The organism is Paraburkholderia sediminicola, assembly GCF_046026675.1.
Lineage (GTDB): Bacteria > Pseudomonadota > Gammaproteobacteria > Burkholderiales > Burkholderiaceae > Paraburkholderia > Paraburkholderia sediminicola_F.
Genome location: NZ_JAQQEY010000001.1, coordinates 3,893,981 through 3,920,185, shown reverse-complemented (window position 1 = coordinate 3,920,185; position 26,205 = coordinate 3,893,981). Strand labels below are relative to the sequence as shown.

At 62.9% G+C, this 26,205-nt stretch carries 25 protein-coding genes; 16 read left to right on the top strand and 9 right to left on the bottom strand.

Going from position 1 to position 26,205, the window contains the following annotated elements; translation table 11 throughout:
• Positions 1 to 54: 54 nt before the first annotated feature.
• From PQQ86_RS17110 to PQQ86_RS17080, 7 genes are all read right to left on the bottom strand, one after another.
• Positions 55 to 1,401, bottom strand: a complete 1,347-nt coding sequence (locus PQQ86_RS17110) for a zinc-ribbon and DUF3426 domain-containing protein (protein ID WP_408268945.1) — start codon at positions 1,399 to 1,401, stop codon at positions 55 to 57.
• A gap of 48 nt (positions 1,402 to 1,449) precedes the next feature.
• Positions 1,450 to 2,352 (bottom strand): 50S ribosomal protein L11 methyltransferase, encoded by a 903-nt coding sequence (gene prmA / locus PQQ86_RS17105; RefSeq protein WP_408268942.1) that lies wholly within the window; start codon positions 2,350 to 2,352, stop codon positions 1,450 to 1,452.
• A gap of 3 nt (positions 2,353 to 2,355) precedes the next feature.
• The gene (accC, locus tag PQQ86_RS17100; RefSeq protein ID WP_097390441.1) at positions 2,356 to 3,723 is read right to left on the bottom strand and encodes an acetyl-CoA carboxylase biotin carboxylase subunit; all 1,368 of its coding nucleotides are present in this window, start codon (positions 3,721 to 3,723) and stop codon (positions 2,356 to 2,358) included.
• A gap of 128 nt (positions 3,724 to 3,851) precedes the next feature.
• Complete coding sequence (accB, locus tag PQQ86_RS17095; RefSeq protein WP_408268938.1) at positions 3,852 to 4,319, bottom strand: acetyl-CoA carboxylase biotin carboxyl carrier protein; 468 nt, start codon at positions 4,317 to 4,319, stop codon at positions 3,852 to 3,854.
• A gap of 76 nt (positions 4,320 to 4,395) precedes the next feature.
• Positions 4,396 to 4,851, bottom strand: coding sequence for a type II 3-dehydroquinate dehydratase (gene aroQ / locus PQQ86_RS17090; RefSeq protein WP_063497372.1), 456 nt, complete (start codon positions 4,849 to 4,851; stop codon positions 4,396 to 4,398).
• A 194-nt stretch (positions 4,852 to 5,045) separates the two neighbouring features.
• A complete protein-coding gene (locus PQQ86_RS17085; protein WP_200620043.1) occupies positions 5,046 to 5,594 on the bottom strand; it encodes a TlpA family protein disulfide reductase in 549 nt (182 codons plus the stop codon).
• An 11-nt stretch (positions 5,595 to 5,605) separates the two neighbouring features.
• A complete protein-coding gene (locus PQQ86_RS17080) occupies positions 5,606 to 6,259 on the bottom strand; it encodes a hypothetical protein (protein WP_054040731.1) in 654 nt (217 codons plus the stop codon).
• 212 nt (positions 6,260 to 6,471) lie between these two features.
• On the opposite strand from PQQ86_RS17080, the gene mpl reads away from it, so the two are divergent.
• The 16 genes from mpl to pyrF all read left to right on the top strand — a co-directional run bounded on the left by mpl (position 6,472) and on the right by pyrF (position 25,117).
• Complete coding sequence (gene mpl / locus PQQ86_RS17075) at positions 6,472 to 7,866, top strand: UDP-N-acetylmuramate:L-alanyl-gamma-D-glutamyl-meso-diaminopimelate ligase (protein WP_408268934.1); 1,395 nt, start codon at positions 6,472 to 6,474, stop codon at positions 7,864 to 7,866.
• On the top strand, positions 7,863 to 8,465 hold the full coding sequence (locus PQQ86_RS17070; RefSeq protein ID WP_408268931.1) for a YqiA/YcfP family alpha/beta fold hydrolase: 603 nt from the start codon (positions 7,863 to 7,865) through the stop codon (positions 8,463 to 8,465). Before mpl ends, PQQ86_RS17070 begins: the two co-directional genes overlap by 4 nt.
• A 177-nt stretch (positions 8,466 to 8,642) precedes the next feature.
• Positions 8,643 to 10,757: a ribonuclease catalytic domain-containing protein gene (locus PQQ86_RS17065; RefSeq protein ID WP_408268928.1), complete on the top strand. Its 2,115-nt coding sequence runs from the start codon at positions 8,643 to 8,645 to the stop codon at positions 10,755 to 10,757.
• Positions 10,754 to 11,617, top strand: a complete 864-nt coding sequence (gene aroE, locus PQQ86_RS17060; RefSeq protein WP_408268925.1) for a shikimate dehydrogenase — start codon at positions 10,754 to 10,756, stop codon at positions 11,615 to 11,617. The genes PQQ86_RS17065 and aroE overlap by 4 nt, the downstream gene beginning before the upstream one ends.
• Positions 11,618 to 11,689: 72 nt before the next feature.
• Positions 11,690 to 12,412, top strand: a complete 723-nt coding sequence (gene mtgA, locus PQQ86_RS17055; protein ID WP_408268923.1) for a monofunctional biosynthetic peptidoglycan transglycosylase — start codon at positions 11,690 to 11,692, stop codon at positions 12,410 to 12,412.
• A 1,104-nt stretch (positions 12,413 to 13,516) separates the two neighbouring features.
• Complete coding sequence (locus PQQ86_RS17050) at positions 13,517 to 14,497, top strand: IclR family transcriptional regulator (RefSeq protein ID WP_408268920.1); 981 nt, start codon at positions 13,517 to 13,519, stop codon at positions 14,495 to 14,497.
• Positions 14,494 to 15,552 carry a 2-dehydro-3-deoxygalactonokinase gene (locus PQQ86_RS17045; RefSeq protein ID WP_408268918.1) on the top strand — a complete coding sequence of 353 codons (1,059 nt, stop codon included), beginning with the start codon at positions 14,494 to 14,496 and terminating at the stop codon, positions 15,550 to 15,552. The genes PQQ86_RS17050 and PQQ86_RS17045 overlap by 4 nt, the downstream gene beginning before the upstream one ends.
• 36 nt (positions 15,553 to 15,588) lie before the next feature.
• Positions 15,589 to 16,269 carry a 2-dehydro-3-deoxy-6-phosphogalactonate aldolase gene (locus tag PQQ86_RS17040; RefSeq protein WP_097390427.1) on the top strand — a complete coding sequence of 227 codons (681 nt, stop codon included), beginning with the start codon at positions 15,589 to 15,591 and terminating at the stop codon, positions 16,267 to 16,269.
• Entirely contained in the window at positions 16,266 to 17,042 is a 777-nt protein-coding gene (locus PQQ86_RS17035; protein WP_408268916.1) for an SDR family oxidoreductase, read from the top strand. The genes PQQ86_RS17040 and PQQ86_RS17035 overlap by 4 nt, the downstream gene beginning before the upstream one ends.
• 212 nt (positions 17,043 to 17,254) lie before the next feature.
• Positions 17,255 to 18,253, top strand: a complete 999-nt coding sequence (locus PQQ86_RS17030) for an arabinose ABC transporter substrate-binding protein (protein ID WP_408268914.1) — start codon at positions 17,255 to 17,257, stop codon at positions 18,251 to 18,253.
• 218 nt (positions 18,254 to 18,471) lie between these two features.
• On the top strand, positions 18,472 to 20,013 hold the full coding sequence (araG, locus tag PQQ86_RS17025) for an L-arabinose ABC transporter ATP-binding protein AraG (protein ID WP_408268911.1): 1,542 nt from the start codon (positions 18,472 to 18,474) through the stop codon (positions 20,011 to 20,013).
• Between the two features lie 54 nt (positions 20,014 to 20,067).
• A complete protein-coding gene (gene araH / locus PQQ86_RS17020) occupies positions 20,068 to 21,084 on the top strand; it encodes an L-arabinose ABC transporter permease AraH (protein WP_054034524.1) in 1,017 nt (338 codons plus the stop codon).
• Positions 21,085 to 21,148: 64 nt separating this feature from the next.
• The gene (locus tag PQQ86_RS17015) at positions 21,149 to 21,949 is read left to right on the top strand and encodes an SDR family NAD(P)-dependent oxidoreductase (protein WP_408268908.1); all 801 of its coding nucleotides are present in this window, start codon (positions 21,149 to 21,151) and stop codon (positions 21,947 to 21,949) included.
• Positions 21,946 to 22,899: an SMP-30/gluconolactonase/LRE family protein gene (locus PQQ86_RS17010; protein ID WP_408268906.1), complete on the top strand. Its 954-nt coding sequence runs from the start codon at positions 21,946 to 21,948 to the stop codon at positions 22,897 to 22,899. Before PQQ86_RS17015 ends, PQQ86_RS17010 begins: the two co-directional genes overlap by 4 nt.
• 216 nt (positions 22,900 to 23,115) lie before the next feature.
• Positions 23,116 to 24,168: an aldose 1-epimerase gene (locus PQQ86_RS17005; RefSeq protein WP_408268904.1), complete on the top strand. Its 1,053-nt coding sequence runs from the start codon at positions 23,116 to 23,118 to the stop codon at positions 24,166 to 24,168.
• Positions 24,169 to 24,301: 133 nt separating this feature from the next.
• Entirely contained in the window at positions 24,302 to 25,117 is an 816-nt protein-coding gene (pyrF, locus tag PQQ86_RS17000) for an orotidine-5'-phosphate decarboxylase (RefSeq protein ID WP_408268903.1), read from the top strand.
• A gap of 16 nt (positions 25,118 to 25,133) precedes the next feature.
• Here pyrF and PQQ86_RS16995 read toward each other — a convergent pair whose 3' ends face one another.
• Positions 25,134 to 25,646 (bottom strand): cupin domain-containing protein, encoded by a 513-nt coding sequence (locus PQQ86_RS16995; RefSeq protein WP_408268900.1) that lies wholly within the window; start codon positions 25,644 to 25,646, stop codon positions 25,134 to 25,136.
• 40 nt (positions 25,647 to 25,686) lie between these two features.
• The gene (locus PQQ86_RS16990) at positions 25,687 to 26,187 is read right to left on the bottom strand and encodes a CinA family protein (protein WP_054034521.1); all 501 of its coding nucleotides are present in this window, start codon (positions 26,185 to 26,187) and stop codon (positions 25,687 to 25,689) included.
• Positions 26,188 to 26,205 lie beyond the last annotated feature (18 nt).

Genomic DNA, 26,205 nt, shown 5'->3' with positions numbered 1-26,205 from the left:
TCGTCAGTAATGACGGTGAACACGCCCGGTCAGTGCCGGGCGCGCGAGGATGCGTTACGGATAAAAAATCTGTACGCGGAAATTGGACGCGACCGCATTGCCCGTGTCGAGGTGCACGATCATGGTCTGGGTCGTGTGCGCCGGCAATCCCGCCGCGATCGGAGTGCCGGGTGCGACGTAGTCTTGTGGCCACAGCACGCGGCGCACGGCGACATTGTTCTGGTCGTCGAGCAGCGTGAGTTCGATGGCCGGATAGGCCAGCGCAACATTGGCGCGGTTGCGCAGCGGCATCTTCAGTTCGAGCTTGTGCGGGCCGTCAATCTGCCGCAGATCGGACGGTTCGACCTGCAAACCGTCGATGTCGTGCGGCGGCGTGATCTGGCAGCCGAGCTGCGCGCAGGCTTTTACGTAGAGCGTCTGCGAACGTGGGAAGTAGACCTGCACGGTTTCACGCTGCCACCAGGCGAGTTGCGCGAGCAGGGCGATAACCAGCAGCGCGGCGATCACCGAGCCGAAGATGATCCAGCCGAGGCGGCGCGGTTCGGCCGGGCGCGTTTCGCGTACCACCGGGAAGGGATCGACGCCGTCATGCACCGGCTGGACCGCGAAGGGTTCGCCGCTCGATCCAAAGGTGGCTGGGCCTGGACCTGAACCACCGCCCGGGGTGGCCGCACCCAATCCGGCCGCCGCCGCTACGCCTGCGGCGCCTAAGCCGGCCCCGCCTAATCCGGCCGCACTTGCGGCGGCCCCACCGAAATGCGGCTCATTGTCAGGAATGCCATGCAAGCTGGCCGGCTCGTGCAAAACCGGCTCGTCAGCATCAGCAAGATGTTCAGAAGGACGCTCGGTCTTGTGCCAGACTCGCGGCGCTGCCTCCGCAGACGGATTGGCCTCGCGAGCGAAAGGCTCACTCGGCACGTCCGCGGGCGCGTTGGCGTCGTGGGCAACGGGTTCGAGCGGGGCGTTCGCGAGACTGGGTTCGTGGTCGGCAGGAATCGGCGTGGTAAAGGCGCTCGCCGGCAGTTCCGGCTCGGTAGCGTGGCGCGGCGTGACGGCGACGCCTGCGCCGGTGGAGATCGGCGTAAGCGGCAGATTGCTGGCGTTGTGAAGCAGGCGGTTGTCGATCGCGGCGTCGGGCGCCGGCGCCCACGGATCCCAGGCTTCAGCGCTGAAATCGGGGCCCTTGGCGCGTACGCCGGACAAAGCCTCGATCGCCGCAGCCGCGGCAATCGGCTTGGCGGAGGAGAAGTCGCCGGCCTCGTTCAGTTCGAACAGGCTGCTCGACGCGTCGAATACTTCATGGCAATGCCCGCAACGCACGAGGCCGCGGCGCAGCGCGAGCTGCGCCGGTTGCAGGCGGAATACGGTTTCGCAGAAGGGGCAACGCGTCGCCAGGAGCATATTGAGCCGATAAGCCGAAAGGCCGTTGGTTGGACAATACGCCTTATTCTAATGGCTTTCGCGGCGCGTTCCCGTCAGGCATACCCAACCTTCGTGTTCGCGCCATACGCCGATGTCGATCCATCGCGAATAGACCTGCGCCACTTCGTCCGCCTGGCGCGCCAGAATGCCTGACAGCGCGATCCGGCCACCCGGCTTGACCTTGGACGACAGCATCGACGCCATCAGCTTGAGCGGGTTGGACAGGATGTTGGCGACCACGATATCGAACTCGCCGATGGGGCATTCGTCGGGCAAGCCGTACGTGACTTCCGCCCGGTTGCGCTCGCTGTTGTGACGCGCCGATTCGACCGCCTGCGGGTCGATATCGATGCCGTACACCGGGTTGGCGCCGCACTTCTTCGCGAGGATGGCAAGGATGCCCGAGCCGCAGCCGTAGTCGAGCACGGATTGCTCCGCCTTCACCGACTGCTCCAGCCATTCCATACACAGACGCGTAGTGGGATGGCTGCCGGTGCCGAATGCGAGGCCCGGATCGAGTTCCAGCACGAGTGCGTCAGGGTCCGGTGCGTCGTGCCACGAGGGCACCACCCAGATGCGCTCGCCGATCGAAATCGGATCGAATTGAGACTGTGTGAGACGCACCCAATCCTGCTCTTCGACTTCACGCACGGTAAACGATGGTGCGGTTTCGAGCCCCACCTCATTGGCCGCCGCCGTGAGCAGCACCGCTGGCTCCTGTTCCGGCGCGAGCAGTGCGATCACGCGCGAACGCTGCCACGCCGTGCGATCCGGCGTGAGACCGGGCTCGCCGAACAGCGGCTGCTCGTCGGGTGTGTCGGCGTCCGCATCTTCAACCGATACGGACAGCGCACCCAACTCGAGCAGTGCGTCGGAGAACTCCTCCGCGTGCTCGCGTGCCAGCTCGGCGATCAGTTCCCGGTAGCTCATGACTTACGCTTCTTCCGGTGCGGCCTGCTGCTTCGCGGCCAACCGGTTTTCGAGGTAGTGAATGCTGGTGCCGCCTTCGACGAACTTCGCGTCCAGCATCAGCTCGCGGTGCAGCGGGATGTTGGTCGAAATGCCTTCCACCACCATTTCCGACAAGGCAATGCGCATCCGCTTGATCGCCTGTTCGCGCGTCGCGCCGTAAGCGATCAGCTTGCCGATCATCGAATCATAGTTCGGCGGCACGAAATAGCCATTGTAGGCGTGCGAATCGACGCGGATGCCTGGGCCGCCCGGCATATGCCACGACGTCAAACGTCCCGGTGACGGCGTGAACTTGAACGGATCTTCCGCGTTGATCCGGCATTCGATCGCATGACCCTTGAACACGATGTCGCGCTGACGGAACGCGAGCTTCTCACCCGCCGCGATGCGAATCTGTTCCTGCACGATGTCGACGCCCGTGATCAGCTCGGTCACCGGATGCTCGACCTGCACGCGCGTGTTCATTTCGATGAAGTAGAACTCGCCGTTTTCATACAGGAATTCGAACGTACCCGCGCCAAGATAGCCCATCTTCTTGCAGGCGTCCGCGCAGCGATCGCCGATGCGGTCGATCAGGCGGCGCGCGATGCCCGGAGCCGGCGCTTCTTCGATCACTTTCTGGTGACGGCGCTGCATCGAGCAATCGCGCTCGCCCAGCCAGACTGCGTTCTTGAACGAGTCGGACAGGATCTGAATTTCGATGTGCCGCGGGTTCTCCAGGAATTTCTCCATGTAGACCTGCGGGTTGCCGAACGCACGGCCGGCTTCCTCGCGCGTCATGTTGACCGCGTTGACCAGCGCTGCTTCGGTGTGGACCACGCGCATGCCGCGGCCACCGCCGCCGCCGGCGGCCTTGATGATCACCGGGTAGCCGACCTGGCGGGCAATTTTCACGATCTCTTTCGGATCGTCCGGCAACGCGCCTTCAGAACCCGGCACGCAGGGCACGCCGGTCTTGATCATGGTTTGCTTGGCGGTCACCTTGTCGCCCATCATCCGGATCGTTTCCGGGCGCGGGCCGATAAAGGTGAAGCCGGACTGCTCGACGCGTTCGGCGAAATCGGCGTTTTCCGACAGGAAGCCGTAGCCGGGGTGGATCGCTTCGGCGTCCGTCACTTCTGCCGCGCTGATCAGTGCCGGCATGTTCAGGTAGCTCAGATTCGAAGGCGCCGGGCCGATACAGACCGCCTCGTCGGCGAGCTTCACGTACTTGGCTTCCTTGTCGGCTTCTGAATAGACGACGACCGTCTTGACGCCGAGTTCGCGGCAGGCGCGCTGGATACGAAGCGCGATCTCGCCACGATTGGCAATGAGAATTTTTTCAAACATAGCGGATTTTCGACTCATCAATAGGCGCCCGGTTGATCACAACACAGGCTGCCTCAGAGGATCGGTCGCGCGCCTCGGGAGGGCAGGCGCGCGGGCGGCAAGCGCAAAAAAGCGCAAAGCGTGCCGCGTTAGCCGACCAGGAATAGCGGTTGGCCGTATTCGACCGCCTGGCCGTTTTCGACGAGGATTTCCTTCACCACGCCGGACTTGTCCGACTCGATTTCGTTGAGCAACTTCATCGCTTCGATGATGCAGATCGTCTGGCCTTCCTTAACTGTGTCGCCGACCTGGACAAACGGTTCGGCGCCCGGGGACGGCGCACGGTAGAAGGTGCCGACCATCGGCGAGGTCACCACGTGGCCCTGCGGTGCGACGGGGGCCGGCGTCGCGGGAGCGCCTGCAGCAGCCGGCGCTTCGCCGCCTACCATCGGTGCCGGCTGCGCATATTGCGGAGCATACGAAGCGGACGGTTGCACGTAAACCGGCGGCGCATTCTTGACGATGCGGACCTTGCCTTCGCCTTCGGTCACTTCGAGTTCGGAAATGCCGGACTCCGAGACGAGGTCGATCAGAGTTTTAAGTTTACGTAGATCCATCAGGAAGCCCCTTTCAATGCGTAAAGTGCCGGCGCGTGCAATCGCAATACCCGGCTTAAATTGGACGTGTTTGGAATCAGCCGCGCGACGAGCCGGCGGACAGCCGGTCGAGCGCGAATTCGAGCGCGTACAGATATCCCTTCCAGCCGAGGCCACAAATCACGCCTTCAGCCTGGTCAGAGAAATACGAGTGATGCCGGAACGGTTCGCGGCGATGTACGTTCGACAGATGAATCTCGACGAACGGGATGCCGACCCCCGCCAGTGCGTCCCGAATGGCCACGCTGGTGTGCGTGTACGCGGCGGGATTGATCAGTATGAAATCGGTTTTTTCAGTCCGGGCGGATTGGATGCGATCGACGAGAGCGCCTTCATGATTGCTCTGGAACGACGCGAGCTCGACGCCGGCGTCCGCTGCGCGGTCCGCAAGTGCCTGATCGATCTGCGGCAGCGTTACTCGGCCATAAACCTCCGGTTCCCGGGTGCCGAGAAGGTTGAGGTTGGGGCCGTGCAGTACCAGCAGTCGCGTCATGGTCGCTTCTTTTTCCGTGGAATTGGGCGCACTTTAGCGCTGATTAGAGAAACTTGTCTAGTTTCCTGCGCGTTGGAAACGATCCCGGCGACCTTTCGCCGCCTCTCCGGGCGCCCATCTTCTCTCAAATTTGAGCGATTTGCGCGTAATTTCGCGCCTTTTGCCCCGATCTGATCGTCAAAAGAATGTGAAATTTAGAGCGCGTCGAGCGTCTGTTTCAGCGCTTGCGGGTCGATTTGCCCTAATTTTGTCGAGCGGATGTTGCCTTTTGCGTCGATTACGACGGTAAAGGGCAGGCCGCCGGCAGTATTGCCGAACGCGCGTGCGAGATCGGCGCCGCCGAATCCGGTCACGTAGACCGGGTAGGCCACTTTCACCTTCTGCAGGAACGCCTGGACGTTTTTATCCGAATCGACGCCAAGTCCTACGAACTGGATTCCTTTCTTCGCATATTCGCGTTGAAGTTGCGAAAGGGCGGGCATTTCTTCGACGCACGGTCCGCACCACGACGCCCAGAAGTTGACGACGATTGGGTGGCCTTTAAGCAAACTTAGCGATTGCGGCTTGCCGTCGACGTTCGTGACGGGCGCGGTCCAAAGTTGCTCGACGGCGCTTTGCGTGGAGCCGGGCTGTGCCGCGTGGGCGACTTCCGGGTCGCCGTTCAGCAAGTGATTGGCCAGCACCCCGCCACCCGCAGCGGCGATCGCGACAAGCGCGCCTGCCAGAATCCGTGTCGTATTCATTCCAGGTCTGTCTAATTAGTTGAAGAGGTGACGTTGCTGCTGTCGAGCAGTGCCTGAACGGCCTGCTGATTCGCCCGGGCCGTGCGGCCGCGCGCGTCGGCCCGAACCGCGCCGCGCAAGTCGTCCGTTTCGTACAGGGCGACGTGGATGCCGGCCGGCTCTGCATCGCGCCCTTCATTCGTGGGGCGCCAGAGGAAGCTTAGCGTCTCGACATAGCCGCGACCGGCAAAATGCCGCGTCTCCGAAACGTCGTACTGGATGTTGGCGTTCAGAAAGTAGATCGCCACTTCTTTCGGGTTGTCGCAGAACACCTGAAGGTGAATATCGGAGTGTTCGCCGGCTGTGCCGCCGAGCACCGCGCCGGTCAGATACGGATTGAACGGCGCGAGCCGCTCCATCCAGTCGATCGCGATACGGCGCAGCCGCCGCAACAGCGCTGGCTGGCTGTCACCCTGGAAAAGCGACTGATATTCACGGATTTCTTCTTCAATCTGGTCGTTATCCGGCAGCCATTCGCCGGCAACACGGCTCTCGCCGACTACCTGCCGTGCCGCTTTACGCTTGGCCGTTGCGTAGTCCAGACCGTCTTCAGCGATCATCCGGGCAGCTGCAATGGCGATTTCCTCGCGCACGCGCTGCGGATCGAAATGTGATTTGCGAACCATCTCTCAATCATACTAGAGATTGATGACAGCCCTTTCTGGGCGGTTCACGCCGGGCGTTTTGAGGGGGCGGGGCGGGCGGCCATCCTGGCGGCCCCGTTCGTAGGGCGATTCGGAGGCGTCGGTTACAATAGCGTCCTTTGCGGACGGTCGTTTCGACCGCTCTTCTGCACTCCCATCCCTCGCAAAATACGCCCGCGCGGCACGACAGGCTTATGCACATCCACATCCTCGGTATCTGCGGCACGTTCATGGGCGGACTCGCGGTCCTCGCGCGCGGCGCGGGCCACACCGTGACGGGCTGTGACGCCGGCGTCTATCCGCCGATGAGCACGCAGCTCGAGGCCCAAGGCATTCGTCTGATTGAAGGTTATGACGCCGAGCAGTTGAACGGCCTCAACGCCGACCTGTTCGTGATCGGCAATGTGGTCTCGCGCGGCAATCCGCTGATGGAAGCGATCCTCGATCGCGGGCTGCCTTATGTCTCCGGTCCGCAGTGGCTCGGCGAGCACGTGCTGAACGGCAAGTGGGTGCTGGCGGTGGCCGGCACGCACGGCAAGACCACCACCAGTTCGATGCTGACCTGGCTGCTCGAGGACGCGGGTCTCAATCCGGGCTTCCTGATCGGCGGCGTGCCGCTGAACTTCGGCGTGTCGGCGCGGCTGACCGATTCGAGCTTTTTCGTGATCGAAGCCGACGAATACGACACGGCCTTCTTCGACAAGCGCTCGAAGTTCGTCCACTACCGGCCTAAAACCGCGGTCCTGAACAACCTCGAGTTCGACCACGCCGACATTTTCCCGGATCTGGCGGCGATCGAAACGCAGTTCCATCACCTGATCCGCACAGTGCCGGGCATTGGCCGTATTGTCACGAACGGTCGTGAAGATGCGCTTGAGCGCGTGTTGACGCGCGGTTGCTGGAGCGAAGTCGAGCGGTTCGGCGTGCAAGGCGGCTGGGAAACCTTGCCGGCGGAAGACGGCGTGCCGGTCGATGAGCGTTTTGCCGTGTATCACAGCAGTGAGCGTGTCGGTGTAGTCGAGTGGCAGGTTCAGGGCGAACACAACCGCATGAACGCGCTTGCTGCGATCGCCGCTGCGCGCCATGTCGGCGTGCCGCCGGCGCAAGCCGCGAAGTCGCTGGCGAGCTTCCGGAATGTGAAGCGCCGTATGGAAGTGCGCGGCAGCGTCGACGGCGTGACCGTCTACGACGATTTCGCCCACCACCCCACGGCGATCGAAACCACGGTGGCCGGCCTGCGCGCACGCGTCGGCCACGAAAACACGCGAATCCTGGCCGTGCTGGAGCCGCGCTCGAACACCATGAAGCTCGGCGTGATGAAAGCGCAGCTGCCGGCGAGTCTGGCCGATGCCGACCTCGTGTTCGGCTACGGCGCGCCGGCCGGCCGCGACGCACTCGGCTGGGATCTCGGCGAGGCGCTCGCGCCGCTCGGCGGCAAAGCGCAGGCTTTCGACAATCTCGACGCGCTGGTCAAGGCGGTGGTTCACGCAGCGCGCCCCGGCGATCAGATTCTGGTGATGAGCAACGGCGGCTTCGGCGGCGTGCATCAGAAGCTGCTCGACGCACTTTCCGCGCGAGGCGCTTCGTGATCCTTTACCTGCACGGCTTTCGGTCGTCACCCAATTCGTTCAAGGCGCGCGTGCTGGCGGCGCGCCTCGTCGAACTCGGCCGCAACGGCGAATGGTGCTGTCCGATGCTGCCGGTCTCGCCGTTCGAGACCGTGGCGCTCGCCGAATCGCTGGTGGCGGCTGCGAAGCCGAAAGACGTCACCGTGATCGGCAGTTCGCTCGGCGGCTACTTCGCCACGTATCTTGCCGAGAAGCACGGCTGGCCGGCGGTGCTGCTGAACCCGGCGGTCGTGCCGCAGCGCGACCTGAGCGCCTATCTCGGCGAGCAGCCGCTGTGGCACGGCGGCGGCAGCATCACCGTCGAGCCGCATCATCTGGACGAGCTGCGCGCGCTCGGCGTCGCGTCGATCACGCGGCCCGAACGCTATTATTTGATGGCCGCTACCGGCGACGAAGTGCTCGATTACCGCGAAATGCTCGCGCACTATCCGGGCGCGCGAACTACGCTGATCGAAGGGAGTGACCACGCGATCAGCGAATTCGCGCAATACGTCGACGAGGTGCTGGCCTTCTGCGATGCCGAAGACGTCGAGCCGCCGGCGCCGCGCGAAGCCGCCTGAGTGTGCCGACGATCCCGCAGCGAGGCCGTTGCGGATCGCCAGAATCATGCCGCCGGCGCGCGCGTATCGCGCCGCGGATCCACTACCACGAACACGTTGCCGTGCCGCGCGCGCAGTGACCGATAGTTGAACCCAATCGGGCGCGCCGGCAGATGCAAGACAGAACGAGAGTATTGAGTGAACGTTTTCTTTGAGGAATCGGGCAGTTTCAAGGCGGGCAGCGTGCTGTCGCGCCAGGGCGATGCTTTTCAGGTCGAGCTGCCGGGCGGCCGGCGCGCCAAGGTGCGCGCGAAAGACGTGCTGATCGAATTCGAAAAGCCGAGCGCGGGCGAATTGATGCAACAGGCTGACGCCGCCGCGCAGGACATCGATCTGGACTTCCTGTGGGAATGCGCGCCGGAAGACGAATTCCCGTTTGCCACGCTGGGCGCCGAGTACTTCGGTGATGGGTTCGGCGCCATCGAGCGTGCGGCGCTGGTGCTGCGCCTGCACGGCTCGCCGGTGTACTTTCGCCGCAAGGGCCGCGGCATGTACCAGCGCGCGCCGCAGGAGCAACTCAAGATGGCGCTTGCCGGGCTGGAGCGCAAGCGCCAGCAGGCGCTGGTGCAGGCCGGTTACGAAGACGAACTGAAGGCAGGCCGTCTGCCGGAAGGCTTCAGCGGCAGCAAGGCGCTGGCTTTGCTCACGAGGCCCGACAAGAACACGATCGAATACAAGGCGCTCGAAGGCGCGGCAGCAGCGCGCGGTATTTCGCAGGCGCGGCTGATGCTCGAATGCGGCGGTATTCTGTCGGCTCGCGCGTTGCATGAGGCGAAATTCCTCTCCGAGTTTTTCCCGCACGGCACCGGTTTTCCACCGGTCACGGTCGGCACGTTGCCTGAAGATCTGCCGGAAGCCGACGTACAGGCGTTCTCGATCGACGACATCACCACCACTGAAATCGACGATGCGTTCTCCGTCGAGCATCTGGCCGACGGCCGCGTGCGGATTGGCGTACACATCGCCGCGCCGGCGCTCGGCATTGAGCGCGGCGACGAGGTCGATGCGATCGCACGTACGCGTTTGTCGACCGTCTATATGCCGGGCGACAAGATCACGATGCTGCCCGATAGCGTCGTGGAAGCGTTCACGCTGGCTGAAGGCGGCTTGCGGCCGGCTCTGTCGCTCTATGTGATCATCAATCGCGAGACGCAGGAAATCGTGGCGAGCGAAACGCGCGCCGAGCGCGTGTTCGTGAAGAACAATCTGCGCCACAACACGCTCGATGAGCTGGTCACCGAAGAGGCGCTCGCCGCGGGTACCGGCGACTATCCGCACAAGGAAGACATTGCTGTCCTGTGGCCGTTCGCGCAGGCGCTGTTCGAAAAGCGTCAGACCGCGCGCGCCGGTTATGGCCTGCGCCGCGAAGTGCAGCGCAACACCGATTTCAACTTCTATGTGGAAGGCGAGCACATCACGATCACGCCGCGCCGGCGTGGTTCGCCGCTCGACACGATCGTCGCGGAGCTCGCGATTCTCGCCAACTCGTCGTGGGGCGCGTTCCTGCACGATCACGGCGTGCCGGGCATCTATCGTTCGCAGCGCGCGTTCGGCGCGCCGACCGGTCCGAAGCGCACTCGCATGCAGACCAATGCGGCGCCGCACGAAGGCCTGGGCGTTACGCAATACGCGTGGAGCACGTCGCCGCTGCGCCGCTACGTCGACCTCGTGAACCAGTGGCAGTTGCTCGCCTGCGTGCAGCATGGCGTGACCGCGAAACTGGCTGCGCCGTTCAAGCCTAAGGACGCCGATCTGTTCGCCGTCGTGCAAGGTTTCGACGATACCTACACGGCGTATGCCGATCATCAGCGCCGCATGGAGTACTTCTGGTGCCTGCGGTGGCTGAAGCAGGAGAACCGGAAGCAGGTAGTGGCCTCGGTGGTGAAGGGCGATCTCGTGCGCCTCGAAGAGATTCCGCTACTGCTGCATGTGCCGGGTCTCGGCGTCCACGCACGCGGGACGCGATTGCAGATGGAAGTGATGTCGATCGACGAACTGACCGTCGAAGCGTCCGTGCGCCTGTTGCATGTGCTCGATGCGCCGACGGTGACGAGCGGCAGCGAAGCTGAAGAAGCCGACGAGGGTGAAGAGGAAATCATCGACGCGGCGGAAGAAAGCGCCGAAGGCGAAGCCGAGGCTCAGGCGGAAGCCGACCTCGACGGCGGCGCGGCTGAACCGGGTGACGCCGAAAACGCCGCCGGCACCAGCAATGCGGCAGCCGACCAGCAGCACGTAGCGGAGCCGGGACGATGAGCGTCAGCGATTCACGCGACCGCTACGCGGTCATCGGCAACCCGGTCGGCCATAGCAAATCGCCGTTCATTCATGGTCGCTTTGCCGCGCAAACCGGCGAGCCGATCGAGTACGGCCACTTGCTCGCGCCGGTCGATGCTTTCGTGCCGCATGTGCGCGCTTTTATCGAAGCTGGCGGTCGCGGCATGAACGTGACGGTGCCATTCAAGCTCGACGCGCATGCGTTCGCTAGCACCCTGTCGCCGCGGGCGGCAGCAGCGGGCGCGGTGAATACACTGCGGTTCGACGCAACCGGTGTCTACGGCGACAACACGGACGGCTTCGGCCTCGTTCGAGACATCGAGGTGAATCTCGGCGTTTCATTGAAGGGTGCACGGATTTTGCTGCTCGGTGCGGGTGGTGCCGCGCGCGGCGTGGTGCTGCCGATGCTGGACCGCTCGCCGCATACGCTGACGATCGTCAACCGTACGGCAGCGAAGGCTGAAGTGTTAGTGGACCAGTTCGCGCAGGCTGCGCGCGATGCCGCTTGCCGTCTGACCGGTGGCAGCGCGCGAGCGATCGAATCAGGCACATACGACGTGATCGTCAACGCGACGGCGGGCAGTCTGGATGCTTCGTTGCCGGAATGCGACGACCGCGCGTTCGGCGCCGGCACGCTCGCCTACGACATGATGTACGGCGCGCATCCGACGGTGTTCATGGAGCACGCGCGGAAACTGGGTGCACGCGGCGCCGACGGCCTCGGCATGCTGGTCGAGCAGGCGGCCGAATCGTTTTACGTGTGGCGAGGCGTGCGGCCCGACGGCGCGCCGGTGCTGGCTGAATTGCGAGCGTTATTGACGGCGCCGCCGCTCGCGTAGACCACCGGTTTAATTTCCGGACTACGCAACTCACCAACCCACACGTTCACCGACTCGAGGACTCCAGGCACGATGAAAACAACGCGGCGCGCGAGCCGGCCAGGTCCGGTGCGATGGATCGTTTATCTCGGCGCCGTGGTGGCGATTGCGTGGCTGGCGACGCAGGCGTTTTACTTCGCGCAGATCGCGGCGTGGAATTACACGAATCCCCAGTCGACTGCTTTTATGCGGTCGGACGCGTGGCGCTTGTCGCAGGATCGGCCTGATCTGTCGGTGCAACGTACGTGGGTGCCGTACGAACAGATTTCACACAATCTGAAGCGCGCGATTATCGCTTCCGAAGACGCAAACTTCGTCAATAACAACGGCTACGAGACCGACGCCATTTTGCAGGCGTGGGAGAAGAACAAGGCCAAGGGCAAGATCGTTCGTGGTGGCTCGACGATTACCCAGCAGTTGGCGAGGAATCTGTTTTTGTCGCGGGAAAAGAGTTATATCCGCAAGGGCCAGGAACTGATCATCACGTGGATGCTCGAGACTCTGATGGACAAGCAGCGGATCTTTGAGATTTATCTCAACTCTGTTGAATGGGGCAATGGGGTTTATGGCGCGGAGGCGGCCGCGCATTATTACTACAAGACTTCCGCTGCCAAATTGACTGCCGGGCAGTCGGCGCGCCTCGCTGTGATGCTGCCGCAGCCTAAGTATTTTGATGAGCACAGAGGCTCAGGGTATCTCGCTCAACGTTCGCGCGTGATTGCGCGGCGGATGGGGGCGGCGGAATTGCCAGATTAAGGTTTGGTTTGCCTGTTCGGCGCTTTTTTGTGCTTCTGGGTTTGGTGCCTTTCCTTGAATTGCTAGTGGTCTATTAGCGTTGCCCCTGTGCGGGGCGGCACTTACTTTCTTTGCCGCCGCAAAGAAAGATAAGCAAAGAAAGCGGCTCAAACCGCTCATGCTAAGGGGGGGCCGTGGTCTGCTGCGGGTAGTGGTGCATCTGGAATCTGGGTTCGTGCCCCTGCATGCGCCAGTGACAAGGGCGTCATACTTCCGGCGGCGTTGCGCGCGCCGAAGCGTACTTCTTAAAACCACCCGCTACGTTTTGACGCTCGCGCCTCGCCACCGGGTTTCCGGGGTGAGTGGAGGGGCGCCTCGCCGAGGCGAAGCCGACGGCCCCCACAGACCAGACCCGAAGCCCCTGGTTTCCCATGCAGACCCGTCCGCGACGCACGCAGTGCGGAGTGGGAGCTGATGACACCTTTGTCACTCACGCGGAATGTGCGAGAACACGGATTCCAGATGCGCCACTACCCGCAGCAGACCACGGGCCCCCCTTAGCATGAGCGGTTTGAGCCGCTTTCTTTGCTTATCTTTCTTTGCGGCGGCAAAGAAAGTAAGTGCCGCCCCGCACAGGGGCAACGCTAATAGACCACTAACAATTCAAGGACGGGCACCAAAGCCAGATCAAGGAAAGGCCAAAGCCCTAAGAACACTGACAAACAAGCGCCACGCAGACAACAAGATCAAGAAAAGCCCACTGCCGCAGGCAGCCCAACGAACGAACCCTGCGAAGGCTAAGAGGGCAAACAAACAAAAAACCGCCCTCAGGGCAATCAACCAGTCCCCGGCAGGACAAAATCCCATTATATGAATCAAACATTCACATATTGGAGATTTCCAAAAAACCGCCCTACAATCCAACCCATCACGCACCGTGAGCCAAAAAAGCCACGACCAGCGACAGCAAGAAAAAAACCGGAGACAAGCCAAACCATGCCAAAGCCCCAAAGGCAGCAACCGCATGCCCGCGCCAGTGGCAACACGCACTGCGCCGCGAGCAAAACAGGCCTCCTCTCCGGCCCCGCGCTGTAAGCGCAAAAAACTACCTGAAAGCGAATCGCCATGAACAAAGCGATGCCCACTCACGCCGTAAGCGAACCTGACGCCGATCTGGCGCCGCAGGGCGGTCACGCTTCCAGCGCCGCGCCGCGGCAGGCTGCCAACGCTGCGAAGATTTCACGCGCGGCCGTCCAGCATCCGTCCGTGGTCGACGAAATCGCCTTGCCGAGCACGTTGCTCGACATCACGCCGCAACAGGCTGGCACGCAAACACTACTGCGCGGTCTCGCGATTCTGGAAGCAGCTGCCGCCGGCGTGCGCGATCTGCGCACCTTCGGCGCCGCGCTCGGCACAACCCGCAGCACTACGCATCGGCTGGTGAGCAGCCTCGTGCAGGCGCGCTATCTGCGGCAAGTGCAAGGCGGCTATCTGCTCGGCCCGAAGCTGATCGAACTCGGCACCATCGCGCTCGAACAGATGCCGCTCACGACCGTCGCTCGGCAGCATCTCGAATCGCTCGCCGAGCAAACGCTCGACACGATCCACCTCGGCGTGCGCGATGGCGACGACGTGCTGTACATCGACAAGATCCCCGGCACCCGTGGCCTCGAAATGCGCTCGCGCGTCGGTCACCGGATGCCGCTGGCGTCGACGGGGATCGGCAAAGCCATGATGCTCGACCTCACGCCGGACGTCTGGCAGTCGCTCTTCGAAGCATCGCGGCGTGCGCTCGCCGGCGTGAGTTTCAAGCCGGATAACCGCCCCGATGCGCAGACCTTCATGCAACGCATGACCAACTACGCTGCCGGCGGCTACACCTTCGACCTCGAAGAAAACGAAGCGTCGATCCGTTGCGTCGCGGCGCCGGTGCGCGATGCATCGGGCGCAGTCGTGGCGGCGCTGTCGGTGGCGAGCACGATTCCGTATATGTCGCTCGAACGCATGGATGAACTGATTCCGGTCGTGCAGCGCGAAGCGCGTGCGATTTCGGAAGAACTCGGCTGGCGTGCCCCGCAACCGGCAACCCGCAGGATCAAACGATGAAGCGAGCGGGTTCTCACACGCAAGCGGCCAATCCGGTGCACGCCGCCGCGGTTGCTGACGCTAACCTCCAGCACGCAGCGCTCATTGCGCTCGACTGGGGCACGACGTCGCTGCGCGCGTATCTGTACGACGCGGCCGGCGAGGTACTGGCGACGCGGGCATCGACAGCCGGCATCATGAATTTGCCGCGCAGCGCCGAGCAAGGCGGCTTCGACGCCGCCTTCGAGGACGCGTGCGGCGCCTGGCTCGAGCAGGCGCCCGCCGTGTCGGTGATCGCAGCCGGTATGGTCGGCAGCGCGCAAGGCTGGCTCGAAGCGCCGTACGTCGACGCGCCGGCGAACGCGGATGCGCTGGTGGCCGGCATCGTCCGTGTGAAAGCCGCATGCGGCGTGACGCTGCACATCGTGCCGGGCGTCCTGCAGCGCGGCGAGTTGCCCAACGTCATGCGCGGCGAAGAAACACAGATTTTCGGCGCGCTGGGGCAGGACACGGGTGCAGCGGACAGCGGTAAGCGCGCACTGATCGGCTTGCCTGGCACGCACGCGAAATGGGCCGTCGTGCAGGCGGGCCGCATCGAACGTTTTCATACCTTTATGACCGGTGAAGTGTTCGCGGCTTTGCGCGAGCACACCATCCTCGGCCGCACGATGGTCACGCCGGATCGTCCGGATACCGCTTCGTTTTTGCATGGCGTGAACATCGCTCGCGATAAAGGTCAGGCGGGCATGCTGGCCACCGTATTCAGCTCCCGCACGCTCGGGCTCACCGGACAACTTTCGCGCGAACAGCAGCCGGACTATCTATCGGGTTTGCTGATCGGGCACGAACTGGCCGGTCTCGAAGCCGCGCTGACGCAACAGCAAAGTTCGCTCGCCGGGCAGCATCTGCGTCTGATCGGCAATGAAGCGCTGTGCGAGCGCTATCGCGTGGCACTGGCGCAATTCGGTTGCACTCACGCGGAGCTGGTGAAGCACGCCACCGAGCGCGGCTTGTGGCGCGTCGCCACCCAGGCGGGGCTCGTCAAGCCCACGCCACAAGCGGCGCACGTCGGCTAACCGGCTGCGCCGCCGCTCACGAAACAAGGAACCGACATGCAACCTCACATCAATCTGCCCGCCCCGTACATGCCGCACGCGGGGTTGATCGCGGCGTTCGAGGTCTGTCCGCTGATCGCGATCATGCGCGGTGTGACGCCCGCGGATGCTGCCGAGCACGGTCAGGCGCTGTACGAAGCCGGCTTTCGCATCGTCGAAGTGCCGTTGAATTCGCCGCGGCCGTTCGACAGCATCGCGGCGATCCGCAAGGTGTTGCCGGCCGATGCGATCGTCGGTGCTGGCACGGTGCTGCACCCGAGTTTCGTCAACGACGTGAAGTCGGCGGGCGGCGAACTGATCGTGATGCCGCATAGCGACCCGGAGGTCGTCGGCGCGGCGAAAGCGCAAGGCATGGCGTGCGCGCCGGGTGTGGCGACACCGAACGAAGCCTTCATCGCGCTGAAAAACGGCGCGGATGTACTAAAGATGTTCCCGGCCGAACAACTCGGCTGCCAGGTCGTGAAGGCGTGGCGCGCAGTGATCGCGGCGGAAGTGCCGCTCGTGCCGGTTGGTGGGATCACGCCGGACAACATGGGTCCGTTCCTTAGCGTCGGAGCGAATGGCTTCGGCCTCGGCTCGGCGCTGTACAAGCCAGGACAGAGCGCGGCGGTGACCGCCTCGCACGCGAAGGCCTTCATCAACGGGTTGCGCATCGCCCGTGCAGGCGCGAAGAAATGAAGCGGCTCGCCGACAAAGTCACATTGGTCACCGGCGCCGGTCGCGGCATCGGTGCGGCGATCGCGTTTGCGTTTGCGCGCGAGGGTGCGGCGGTTGTACTGGCTGAACTCGATATCGAAACCGCGCAGCAGACGGCGGAACAGATCAAGGCACAAACGGGCGGACGCGTGCTGGCGGTACAAACGGATGTCACGCAATCGGCCTCGGTTCAGCACGCGGTGAGCGAGGCCGAGCAGGCGTTCGGCGCGCTCGACGTACTGGTCAACAACGCCGGCATCAACGTGTTCTGCGATCCGCTGACCATGACGGACGACGACTGGCGCCGTTGCTTCGCGGTCGATCTCGACGGCGTCTGGAATGGGTGTCGCGCGGTGTTGCCGGGCATGGTCGAACGCGGCGCGGGCAGCATCGTGAATATCGCGTCAACGCATGCATTCAAGATCATTCCGGGATGTTTTCCGTACCCGGTCGCGAAGCATGGCGTGATCGGATTGACGCGCGCGCTCGGCATCGAATACGCGCCGCGCAACGTGCGGGTCAACGCGATCGCGCCGGGCTACATCGAAACGCAATTGACGCACGACTGGTGGAACGAACAAGCCGATCCGGCTGCCGCGAAACAGGTGACGCTCGCTCTGCAACCGATGAAGCGCATCGGCCGCCCGGAAGAAGTGGCGATGACGGCGGTGTTTCTCGCCTCGGATGAAGCGCCCTTCATCAACGCCACCTGCATCACCGTGGATGGCGGCCGCTCGGCGGTGTATCACGACTGAACGTAGTGGGGCAGCACGCAGCAGGAAGCGGGAAACGCAGCAGGAAGAGAAGTAAGAAGCGAAGTAAGAAGCGAAGCAAACGGGCAGCAAGAACAGGCAAGAACAAAGCAGCAAGGTTTCACCGGACGACGCGCTGGCCGCGTGTGTCACACCCGGTACAAGAAGACGCGGCCGATACCTTCTCGTTATCAATTAGTCAGGAGACACGCATTATGAAACGAAGAATTTTCCTCACGCTGGCAGCAGCGGCGACGGGTGTGCTCTTCAACGCACCGGTGGCGCAAGCCGCGGATCCGGTCAAGATCGGCTTCCTCGTGAAGCAGCCGGAAGAACCGTGGTTCCAGGACGAATGGAAGTTCGCCGAAATTGCCGCCAAGGAGAAGGGTTTTACGCTGGTGAAGATCGGCGCGCCGTCGGGCGAGAAGGTGATGAGCGCTATCGACAACCTGTCGGCACAGAAGGCACAAGGCTTTGTGATCTGCACGCCTGACGTCAAGCTCGGACCGGGCATCGTTGCCAAGGCGAAGGCCGACGGCCTGAAGATGATGACGGTGGACGACCGTCTCGTCGACGGCGCGGGCAAGCCGATCGCATCGGTGCCGCATATGGGCATTTCGGCGTACAACATCGGCAAGCAGGTGGGCGATGGCCTGGCCGCGGAAATCAAGAAGCGCGGCTGGGACATGAAAGATGTGGGCGCGATCGACGTGACCTACAACCAGTTGCCTACCGCAGTTGACCGTACCACCGGTGCAACCGCTGCGCTCGTCGCCGCCGGTTTCCCGAAGGCCAACGTGATTGAAGCGCCGCAAGCGAAGACCGATACGGAAAACGCCTTCAACGCCGCCAACATCGCGTTCACCAAGAACCCGAACTTCAAGCACTGGGTGGCTTACGCGCTGAACGACGAAGGCGTACTCGGCGCGGTGCGCGCAGCGGAAGGCCGCGGTTTCAAGGCGGACAACATGATCGGTATCGGCATCGGCGGTTCGGACTCGGCATTGAACGAGTTCAAGAAGCCGACCCCGACGGGCTTCTACGGCACGGTCATCATCAGCCCGAAGCGTCACGGCGAAGAAACCTCGACGCTGATGTACGACTGGATCACGCAAGGCAAGGAACCGCCGATGCTCACGCTGACGACCGGCATGCTGGCTACGCGTGACAACGTTGCCGATGTGCGCCAGAAGATGGGCCTCGCGGCAAATTAAGCGGCTGTAGCGTAGTTAAATGAAGTGAACTGCCGGTGCGTCGTTTCTCCAAGGATTGGGCGCGCCGGCAACAGCAACACAAGATCAGCGGTTGAGACAGGCCAAGCTTTGTGCCCATGAGGCATCTGAAGAAGCACGGTTCACACGAAGCAGCAACTAATTTGCATGGGACCGGAGTAAGTGCTGAAGCACTAACACCGGTCGACATAGGAGGCGAAGTGTCAGCGACGCTACGTTTTGACAATATCGGCAAAGTCTTTCCAGGCGTGCGCGCGCTCGACGGTGTGTCCTTCGACGTCAACGTCGGCCAGGTGCACGGCCTGATGGGCGAAAACGGCGCAGGGAAATCGACCCTGCTGAAGATTCTCGGTGGTGAATACCAGCCCGATTCGGGCCGCGTGATGATCGACGGCAATGAGGTGCGCTTCACGAGCGCGGCGTCGTCGATCGCGGCGGGGATCGCGGTGATTCATCAGGAACTGCAATACGTGCCCGATCTGACGGTCGCGGAAAACCTGCTGCTGGGCCAGTTGCCGAACTCGCTCGGCTGGGTCAACAAGCGCGAAGCCAAACGCTTCGTGAGTGAACGCCTCGAAGCGATGGGCGTGGCACTGGATCCGAACGCGAAGCTGCGCAAGCTCTCGATCGCGCAACGGCAGATGGTCGAAATCTGCAAGGCGCTGCTGCGCAACGCACGCGTGATCGCACTGGATGAACCGACCAGCTCGCTATCGCATCGCGAGACCGAAGTGCTCTTCAAGTTGGTGCGCGATCTGCGCGCCGACAATCGCGCGATGATCTACATCTCGCACCGCATGGACGAGATCTACGAGCTGTGCGATGCCTGCACGATTTTCCGCGACGGCCGCAAAATTGCTTCGCATCCGACGCTCGAAGGCGTGAAGCGCGACACCATCGTCAGCGAAATGGTCGGACGTGAAATCGCCGACATTTACAACTACTCGGCGCGGCCGCTCGGCGAAGTGCGCTTCGCGGCGAAAGCGATCGAAGGGCATGCGCTCGCGCAGCCGGCCAGCTTCGAAGTGCGGCGCGGCGAGATCGTCGGTTTCTTCGGTCTGGTGGGTGCCGGGCGCAGCGAACTGATGCATCTGGTGTACGGCGCAGATCACAAGAAGGCCGGCGAAATCGTGCTCGACGGCAAGCCGATCAAGGTGCGCAGCGCGGGTGAGGCGATCAGGCACGGCATCGTGCTGTGTCCGGAAGACCGCAAGGAAGAGGGCATCGTCGCAATGGCGACCGTGTCGGAGAACATCAATATCAGTTGCCGCCGTCACTATCTGCGCGCCGGGATGTTCCTCGATCGGAAGAAAGAAGCGGAAACCGCCGACCGTTTTATCAAGCTGCTGAAGATCAAGACGCCGAGCCGTCGTCAGAAGATTCGTTTCCTTTCTGGCGGCAACCAGCAGAAGGCGATTCTGTCGCGCTGGCTGGCCGAGCCTGATCTGAAGGTCGTGATTCTCGACGAGCCGACGCGCGGAATCGACGTCGGCGCGAAGCATGAGATCTATAACGTGATTTATCAGCTCGCTGAACGCGGCTGCGCGATCGTGATGATTTCGTCGGAACTGCCGGAAGTGCTCGGCGTGTCCGACCGGATCGTCGTGATGCGTCAGGGCCGGATTTCCGGCGAGCTGGCGCGTAAGGACGCGACAGAACAATCCGTGTTGGGCCTCGCCTTGCCGCAAAGCTCGACTGCGCTGCCCGAAACCGGAACCGCAGCCACCGAGCAAGCGGCCTGAACATTATTTGGACGAAAGTCCGGCAACCCGTGGGGAACGGGAGGAGTCTTCAACATGCAAGCCAGAGAAAACCTCGCGCAACAAGCCGCAAAAAGTGCGGCCGAAGCGCTGATTCCGCAAGGCAACGACAAGGCGAAATGGTGGCAGCAGATCACCGAGTACAGCCTGATCCTGATCTTCATCGTGATGTTCATCACGATGTCGCTGACGGTCGACCACTTCTTCTCGATCGAGAACATGCTCGGTCTCGCCCTGTCGATTTCGCAGATCGGCATGGTCGCGTGCACGATGATGTTCTGTCTGGCCTCGCGCGATTTCGACTTGTCGGTGGGGTCGACGGTCGCGTTCGCCGGTGTGTTGTGCGCGATGGTGCTGAACGCGACCGGTAACACGTTCATCGCAATCATTGCGGCGGTGGCGGCGGGTGCGGTGATCGGCTTCGTCAACGGCGCCGTGATCGCCTATCTGCGTATCAACGCGCTGATCACGACGCTAGCAACGATGGAAATCGTCCGTGGTCTCGGCTTTATCGTATCGCACGGGCAAGCCGTGGGCGTGTCGTCGGATACGTTTATCGCGCTGGGCGGTTTGAGCTTCTTCGGCGTGTCGCTGCCGATCTGGGTCACGCTACTGTGCTTCATCGTGTTCGGCGTCATGCTCAATCAGACCGTGTACGGCCGTAATACGCTGGCAATCGGCGGTAATCCGGAAGCCTCGCGTCTTGCCGGTATCAATGTCGAGCGCACGCGCGTTTATATCTTCCTGATTCAGGGCGCCGTCACCGCGCTGGCCGGGGTGATTCTGGCGTCGCGGATTACGTCGGGCCAGCCGAATGCGGCGGAAGGCTTCGAGCTGAACGTGATTTCGGCTTGCGTGTTGGGCGGCGTGTCGCTGCTCGGCGGTCGTGCGACGATCTCCGGTGTCGTGATCGGCGTGCTGATTATGGGGACCGTTGAGAACGTGATGAACCTGATGAACATCGACGCGTTCTATCAGTACCTCGTGCGTGGCGCGATCCTGCTTGCCGCTGTGCTGCTTGATCAGTTGAAGAACCGCGGTTCACGGGATTAAACCCGGGACTAAATCCGCGACTCATCTCGCGGCGCACCCACTTTGCTCTAAAAGGAATCGAACGATGTCGTCTCCGGCCAATGCAAACGACCGCCTCGCGGACAACGCGTTTGCCCGCTATCCGAGTCTCGTCGACCGAACGGTGTTGATCACGGGCGGCGCGACCGGTATCGGCGCATCGTTCGTCGAGCATTTTGCGGCGCAGGGTGCGTGCGTCGCGTTCTTCGATATCGATGCGACCGCGGGTGAAGCGCTCGCCGACGTGCTCGGCGATTCGAAACACAAGCCGCTGTTCCTGCCCTGCGATCTGACCGACGTCGACGCGCTGCAAAAAGCGATCGCCGATGTGAAGGCTGCACTCGGCCCGATTCAAGTGCTGGTGAACAACGCCGCGAACGACAAACGCCACGCGATTGGTGACGTGACGCGCGAGTTTTTCGACGCGGGTATCGCGGTGAACATCCGTCACCAGTTCTTCGCAGCGCAAGCGGTGATGGAGGACATGAAAGCCGCCAACGCGGGTTCGATCATCAACCTGGGCTCGATCAGCTGGATGCTGAAGAACGGTGGCTATCCGGTGTACGTGATGTCGAAGTCGGCGGTGCAGGGTTTGACGCGCGGTCTCGCGCGCGACCTCGGTCACTTCAATATCCGCGTCAATACGCTGGTGCCGGGCTGGGTGATGACGGACAAGCAGAAACGCTTGTGGCTCGACGATGCGGGCCGTCGCTCGATCAAGGAAGGCCAGTGCATCGATGCTGAACTGCAACCGGCCGATCTCGCCCGCATGGCCTTGTTCCTCGCCGCCGATGACAGCAGGATGATCACCGCGCAGGACATTGTCGTTGACGGAGGCTGGGCGTGAGTGCGGGCGTGCCCGCGAGTTCGGGTGCGGGTTTGCCTGCACATAGCGCGGCGCTGCTGCTCGACACGAAATGCACGCTCGGCGAAGGCGCGACGTGGTGCGCGAGGACCGGCCGCTTCTACTGGAACGACATCGAAGGCGCGAGGCTGTGGCGCTATGACCCGCGCGACGGCGGCAGCACGTTCTGGCGCATGCCCGAGCGTCTCGGGAGTTTTGCGTTGTGCGCCGATTCGCGCTACCTGCTGCTCGGATTGGCGACGCATCTCGCGTTCTTCGAACTGACAACGGGCGAGACGCAGCGTATCGTCGACATCGAACCTGGCTTGAACACGCGCGTGAACGACGGTCGCTGCGATCGTCAGGGTCGTTTCGTATTCGGTACGAAAGACGAAGGCTCGCCGCTGCAGGCGATCGGCGGGTTTTATCGTCTGAATCACGATTTGTCGCTGGAGCGTTTGCCGTTGCCCGCACCGGCGATCTCGAACAGCATCGCGTTCAGTCCCGATGGCGCGACGATGTACTACGGCGATTCGCCGACGCGCGAAATTCGCGTCTGCGACTATCGCGCGGACGGTAGCATCGCCAACGACCGCGTCTTTACGACATTAACGGACGCAACCGGCGAGCCCGACGGCTCGACTGTCGACCGCGACGGTGGTGTGTGGAATGCGCAATGGGGCGGCTGGCGAGTAGTGCGGTATGGCCCCGATGGCGTGGAAACCGAGCGTGTCGACGTGCCGACCGCGCAGCCGAGTTGCGTCGCGTTTGGCGGCACGGCAAGAGGACTTCCTTCAGGGCCTGCGCAACTGGACACGCTGTACATCACGAGCGCGCGTATCGATCTCGATGCCGCCGCGCTTGCGGGCGATTCTCATGCGGGCGGCGTGTTCATCGCAACACCCGGACGACAAGGTTTGCCCGAGCCGGTGTTCCAGGGCGCGCCTACATAGCGCAGAATGACGCAGCCTCAGTCGCAAGGCAGAGTGCAGTCGAGCAGTGATTTTGAAACTGAATCAGTCGTTGATGTCGCAAACCAAGTGCCAGCAAATCGGCAGTAGATCGGCAGCATGCAGTTCGGACCCAGAGGCGACTTGTGCAAAAAAAATCGCCCAACAGCATCCGTCAGCAATGACGGCAATGTCCCACGCCTCTCGATGGAGCCAGATATGACTGTTGCGAATCCTGTTTCCGCCTCTTCTCAGAGCCGGCGCGCGCGACTCAACGCGGCGGCCAATCCGGTGCTTCCGGGTCCCAGTACTTCTGCGGTTGCGGTCGGTGAGACGAGCGGCGGCGAACTCGCGTGCATCACGCTCGCGAATGCGCATTTGCGCCTCGACGTCGCGCCGACGCTTGGCGGCGGCATCACCCGTTTCGACTGGCGCAACGACGGCGCGCTCACGCCGATTTTCCGGCGCTGCCGTCACGTCGCTTCGGATACCCAGCCGAATCAGCTGGCCTGCTATCCGTTGCTGCCGTATTCAAATCGCATAGGCGGCGGTCATTTCAATGTGGCGGGGCGGCGTGTCGAGGTGCCGCAAAATCGCGCCGACGAAGCCTTGCCGATTCATGGCGACGGTTGGCTCTCCGTCTGGCAGGTCGCCGAGTCGGATCGCGAAAACGTCCGTCTGACGCTCGATCGCCACGACGGCAAACCGTACGCATTCCGCGCAACGCAAACCTATACGCTGGACGGTCCCACGCTCGTCATCACGCTGGACATCGAGAACGCCGGCCGCGAGGCGCTGCCTTTCGGGCTGGGCGTGCATCCATTTTTTGTACGTGACGCGGATACCGAACTGTCGGCGGCGGCCGGCGGCCTGTGGCTTTCCGGCGACGACTGGCTGCCGGTGCGCCACGTGCCGGCGCCGCCTGCGTGGCAATTCGGCGTGGCGTATCCGCTGCCGGAAACCATCGTCAATCACGCGTTCACGGGCTGGAGCGGGCAGGCGGCGGTGGTGTGGCCAAAGCGGCGGCTGTCGCTGAATATCGCCGCCGACACCGACTACTACGTGCTGTACACGCCGCCGCGCGAAGACTTCTTCTGCTTCGAACCGGTCGACCATCCGATCAACGCGATGAATCTGGCGGGCGGCGCGTGCGAAAACGGGATGACGATGCTCGCCCGCGGCGAACAGCTCACGCGCACGTTCCGCTTTACCGTCGAACGCACGGGTTTGCGCTCGATGCCGGGCGCACGTGGTTCGCGCCGGCGGCAGTAGGGGCGAGCAAGGCAGCGGTACGGCGTACCTGTCACGTCCCAGCCTGAGCCGGTGTGACGCGTGGCCGCGGCTTGCCGCGCAGGACAGGTAAAATACGCGCCTCTTCCGTTATCGGCTCGCCGCGAGACTCACCATGTCCAATTTCATCCAGACACTCAACGACGCCTGGCAGCGCACGAACTCGCTGCTGTGCGTCGGCCTCGATCCGGAGCCCAGCAAATTCCCGGGCGCGCTCGCGGGCCGTCCCGAAGCGATTTTCGACTTCTGCCGCACCATTGTCGATGCGACCGCGCCCTACGCGTCGTCGTTCAAACCGCAGATCGCCTACTTCGCCGCTCATCGCGCGGAAGACCAACTCGAGCAGCTGATCGCGCATATTCATGCGAACCACCCGGGTCTGCCGGTGATTCTGGACGCGAAGCGCGGCGATATCGGCAGCACCGCCGAGCAGTACGCGCGCGAGGCCTTCGAGCGCTATCAGGCGGATGCGGTGACGGTGAATCCGTATATGGGTTTCGATTCGATCGAGCCGTATCTGGAGCACGAGGGCAAGGGCGTGATCGTATTGTGCCGGACCTCGAACGCGGGCGGCTCGGACCTGCAGTTTCTGGAGACGGGCGGACGTCCGCTGTATCAGGTCGTCGCGCAACTGGCGGCGGACAAGTGGAATGCGAGCGGCCAGTTGGCGCTCGTGGTCGGCGCGACTTTCCCGAAAGAAATCGAAGTGGTGCGTGGGATCGTCGGCGATATGCCGCTGCTGATTCCGGGCATCGGCGCGCAAGGCGGCGATGTTCAGGCGACGGTCAATGCCGGCCGGACGGCGAACGGCACGGGCATGCTGATCAACTCATCGCGGGCGATTATCTACGCCGGTAAGGATGACGATTTCGCCGAAACCGCAGCTAAGGCCGCGATGGAAACGCGCGACCGGATCAATGCGTTTCGGTAATTGAGAGTGGGGCCAGTCAGGTAACTGGCCCCAGCCGCTCAATAAACGCCGCATGCTGCGGATGCTGAGCTTTCAGCGCCTCGACGTCCGCCAGCTCAAACTCGCTGAATTCGAACCCCGGCGCGACCGTGCAGCCCACCAGCGCGAACGTCGCCGGGTCCGCGCATTCCGCGGCAAACCACAGACCCGCGGGCACCACTGCCTGAAACACGGCATCCGAATGCGTCAGCGCATTGCCTAACTTGTGCGTAATCAACGTGCCCGCTTCGTCGAGCGCGTGGACCTTCAAAGGCTCGCCGGCATAAAAATGCCAGATCTCATCGGACTTGATCCGATGCCACGCCGAATGCGCGCCGTCGCAGAGCAGGTAGTAAATCGCGGTGGACGCCGAGCGCGTCTGCGTTGAACCGTCATCGCGGCGCACGGACTCCGCGGACCGATATGTCTCGCTGAAAAATCCGCCTTCCGGATGTAGCTTCAGATCGAAGCGGCGGATCAACTCGTCTTTGGCTGCGTGCGAAGTCGACATGTTGGGCATCGTGGCGGCGCCTCAGATTTTGAACCGGACGTTAATGTTCGCGCTCGTCGAGCAGGGCCAGCACACCGCGCAATGCGTGCGCGGCGGCCTGCACGCGGATCTTCTCGCGATCGCCCTTGAAGACTTTGGTTTCCACGGACGTATGCAGCCGATTGCTCCAGCCGAACGACACCATGCCGACGGGCTTGGTTTCCGTACCACCGCCCGGGCCGGCGACGCCGGTAATCGACACCGACACCTGCGCGCGACTGTTGCGCAGTGCGCCCTCGGCCATCGCACGCGCCACCTGTTCGCTGACCGCGCCATGTTTTTCGATCAGGTCGGCCGGCACGCCGATCATCTCGGACTTCGCCTGATTCGAATACGTGACGAAGCCGCGCTCGAACCAGCCGCTGCTGCCGGAAATATCGGTGATCGCGGTCGCTACCATGCCGCCTGTGCAGGATTCGGCGGTGACGAGCATCAGGCGCTCGTCGCGCAGGCGGTTGCTCACGCGGATCGCGAGCTGGTGAACCACGGAATCGGTAGGCATGGCGTCAATCCGGAAAAC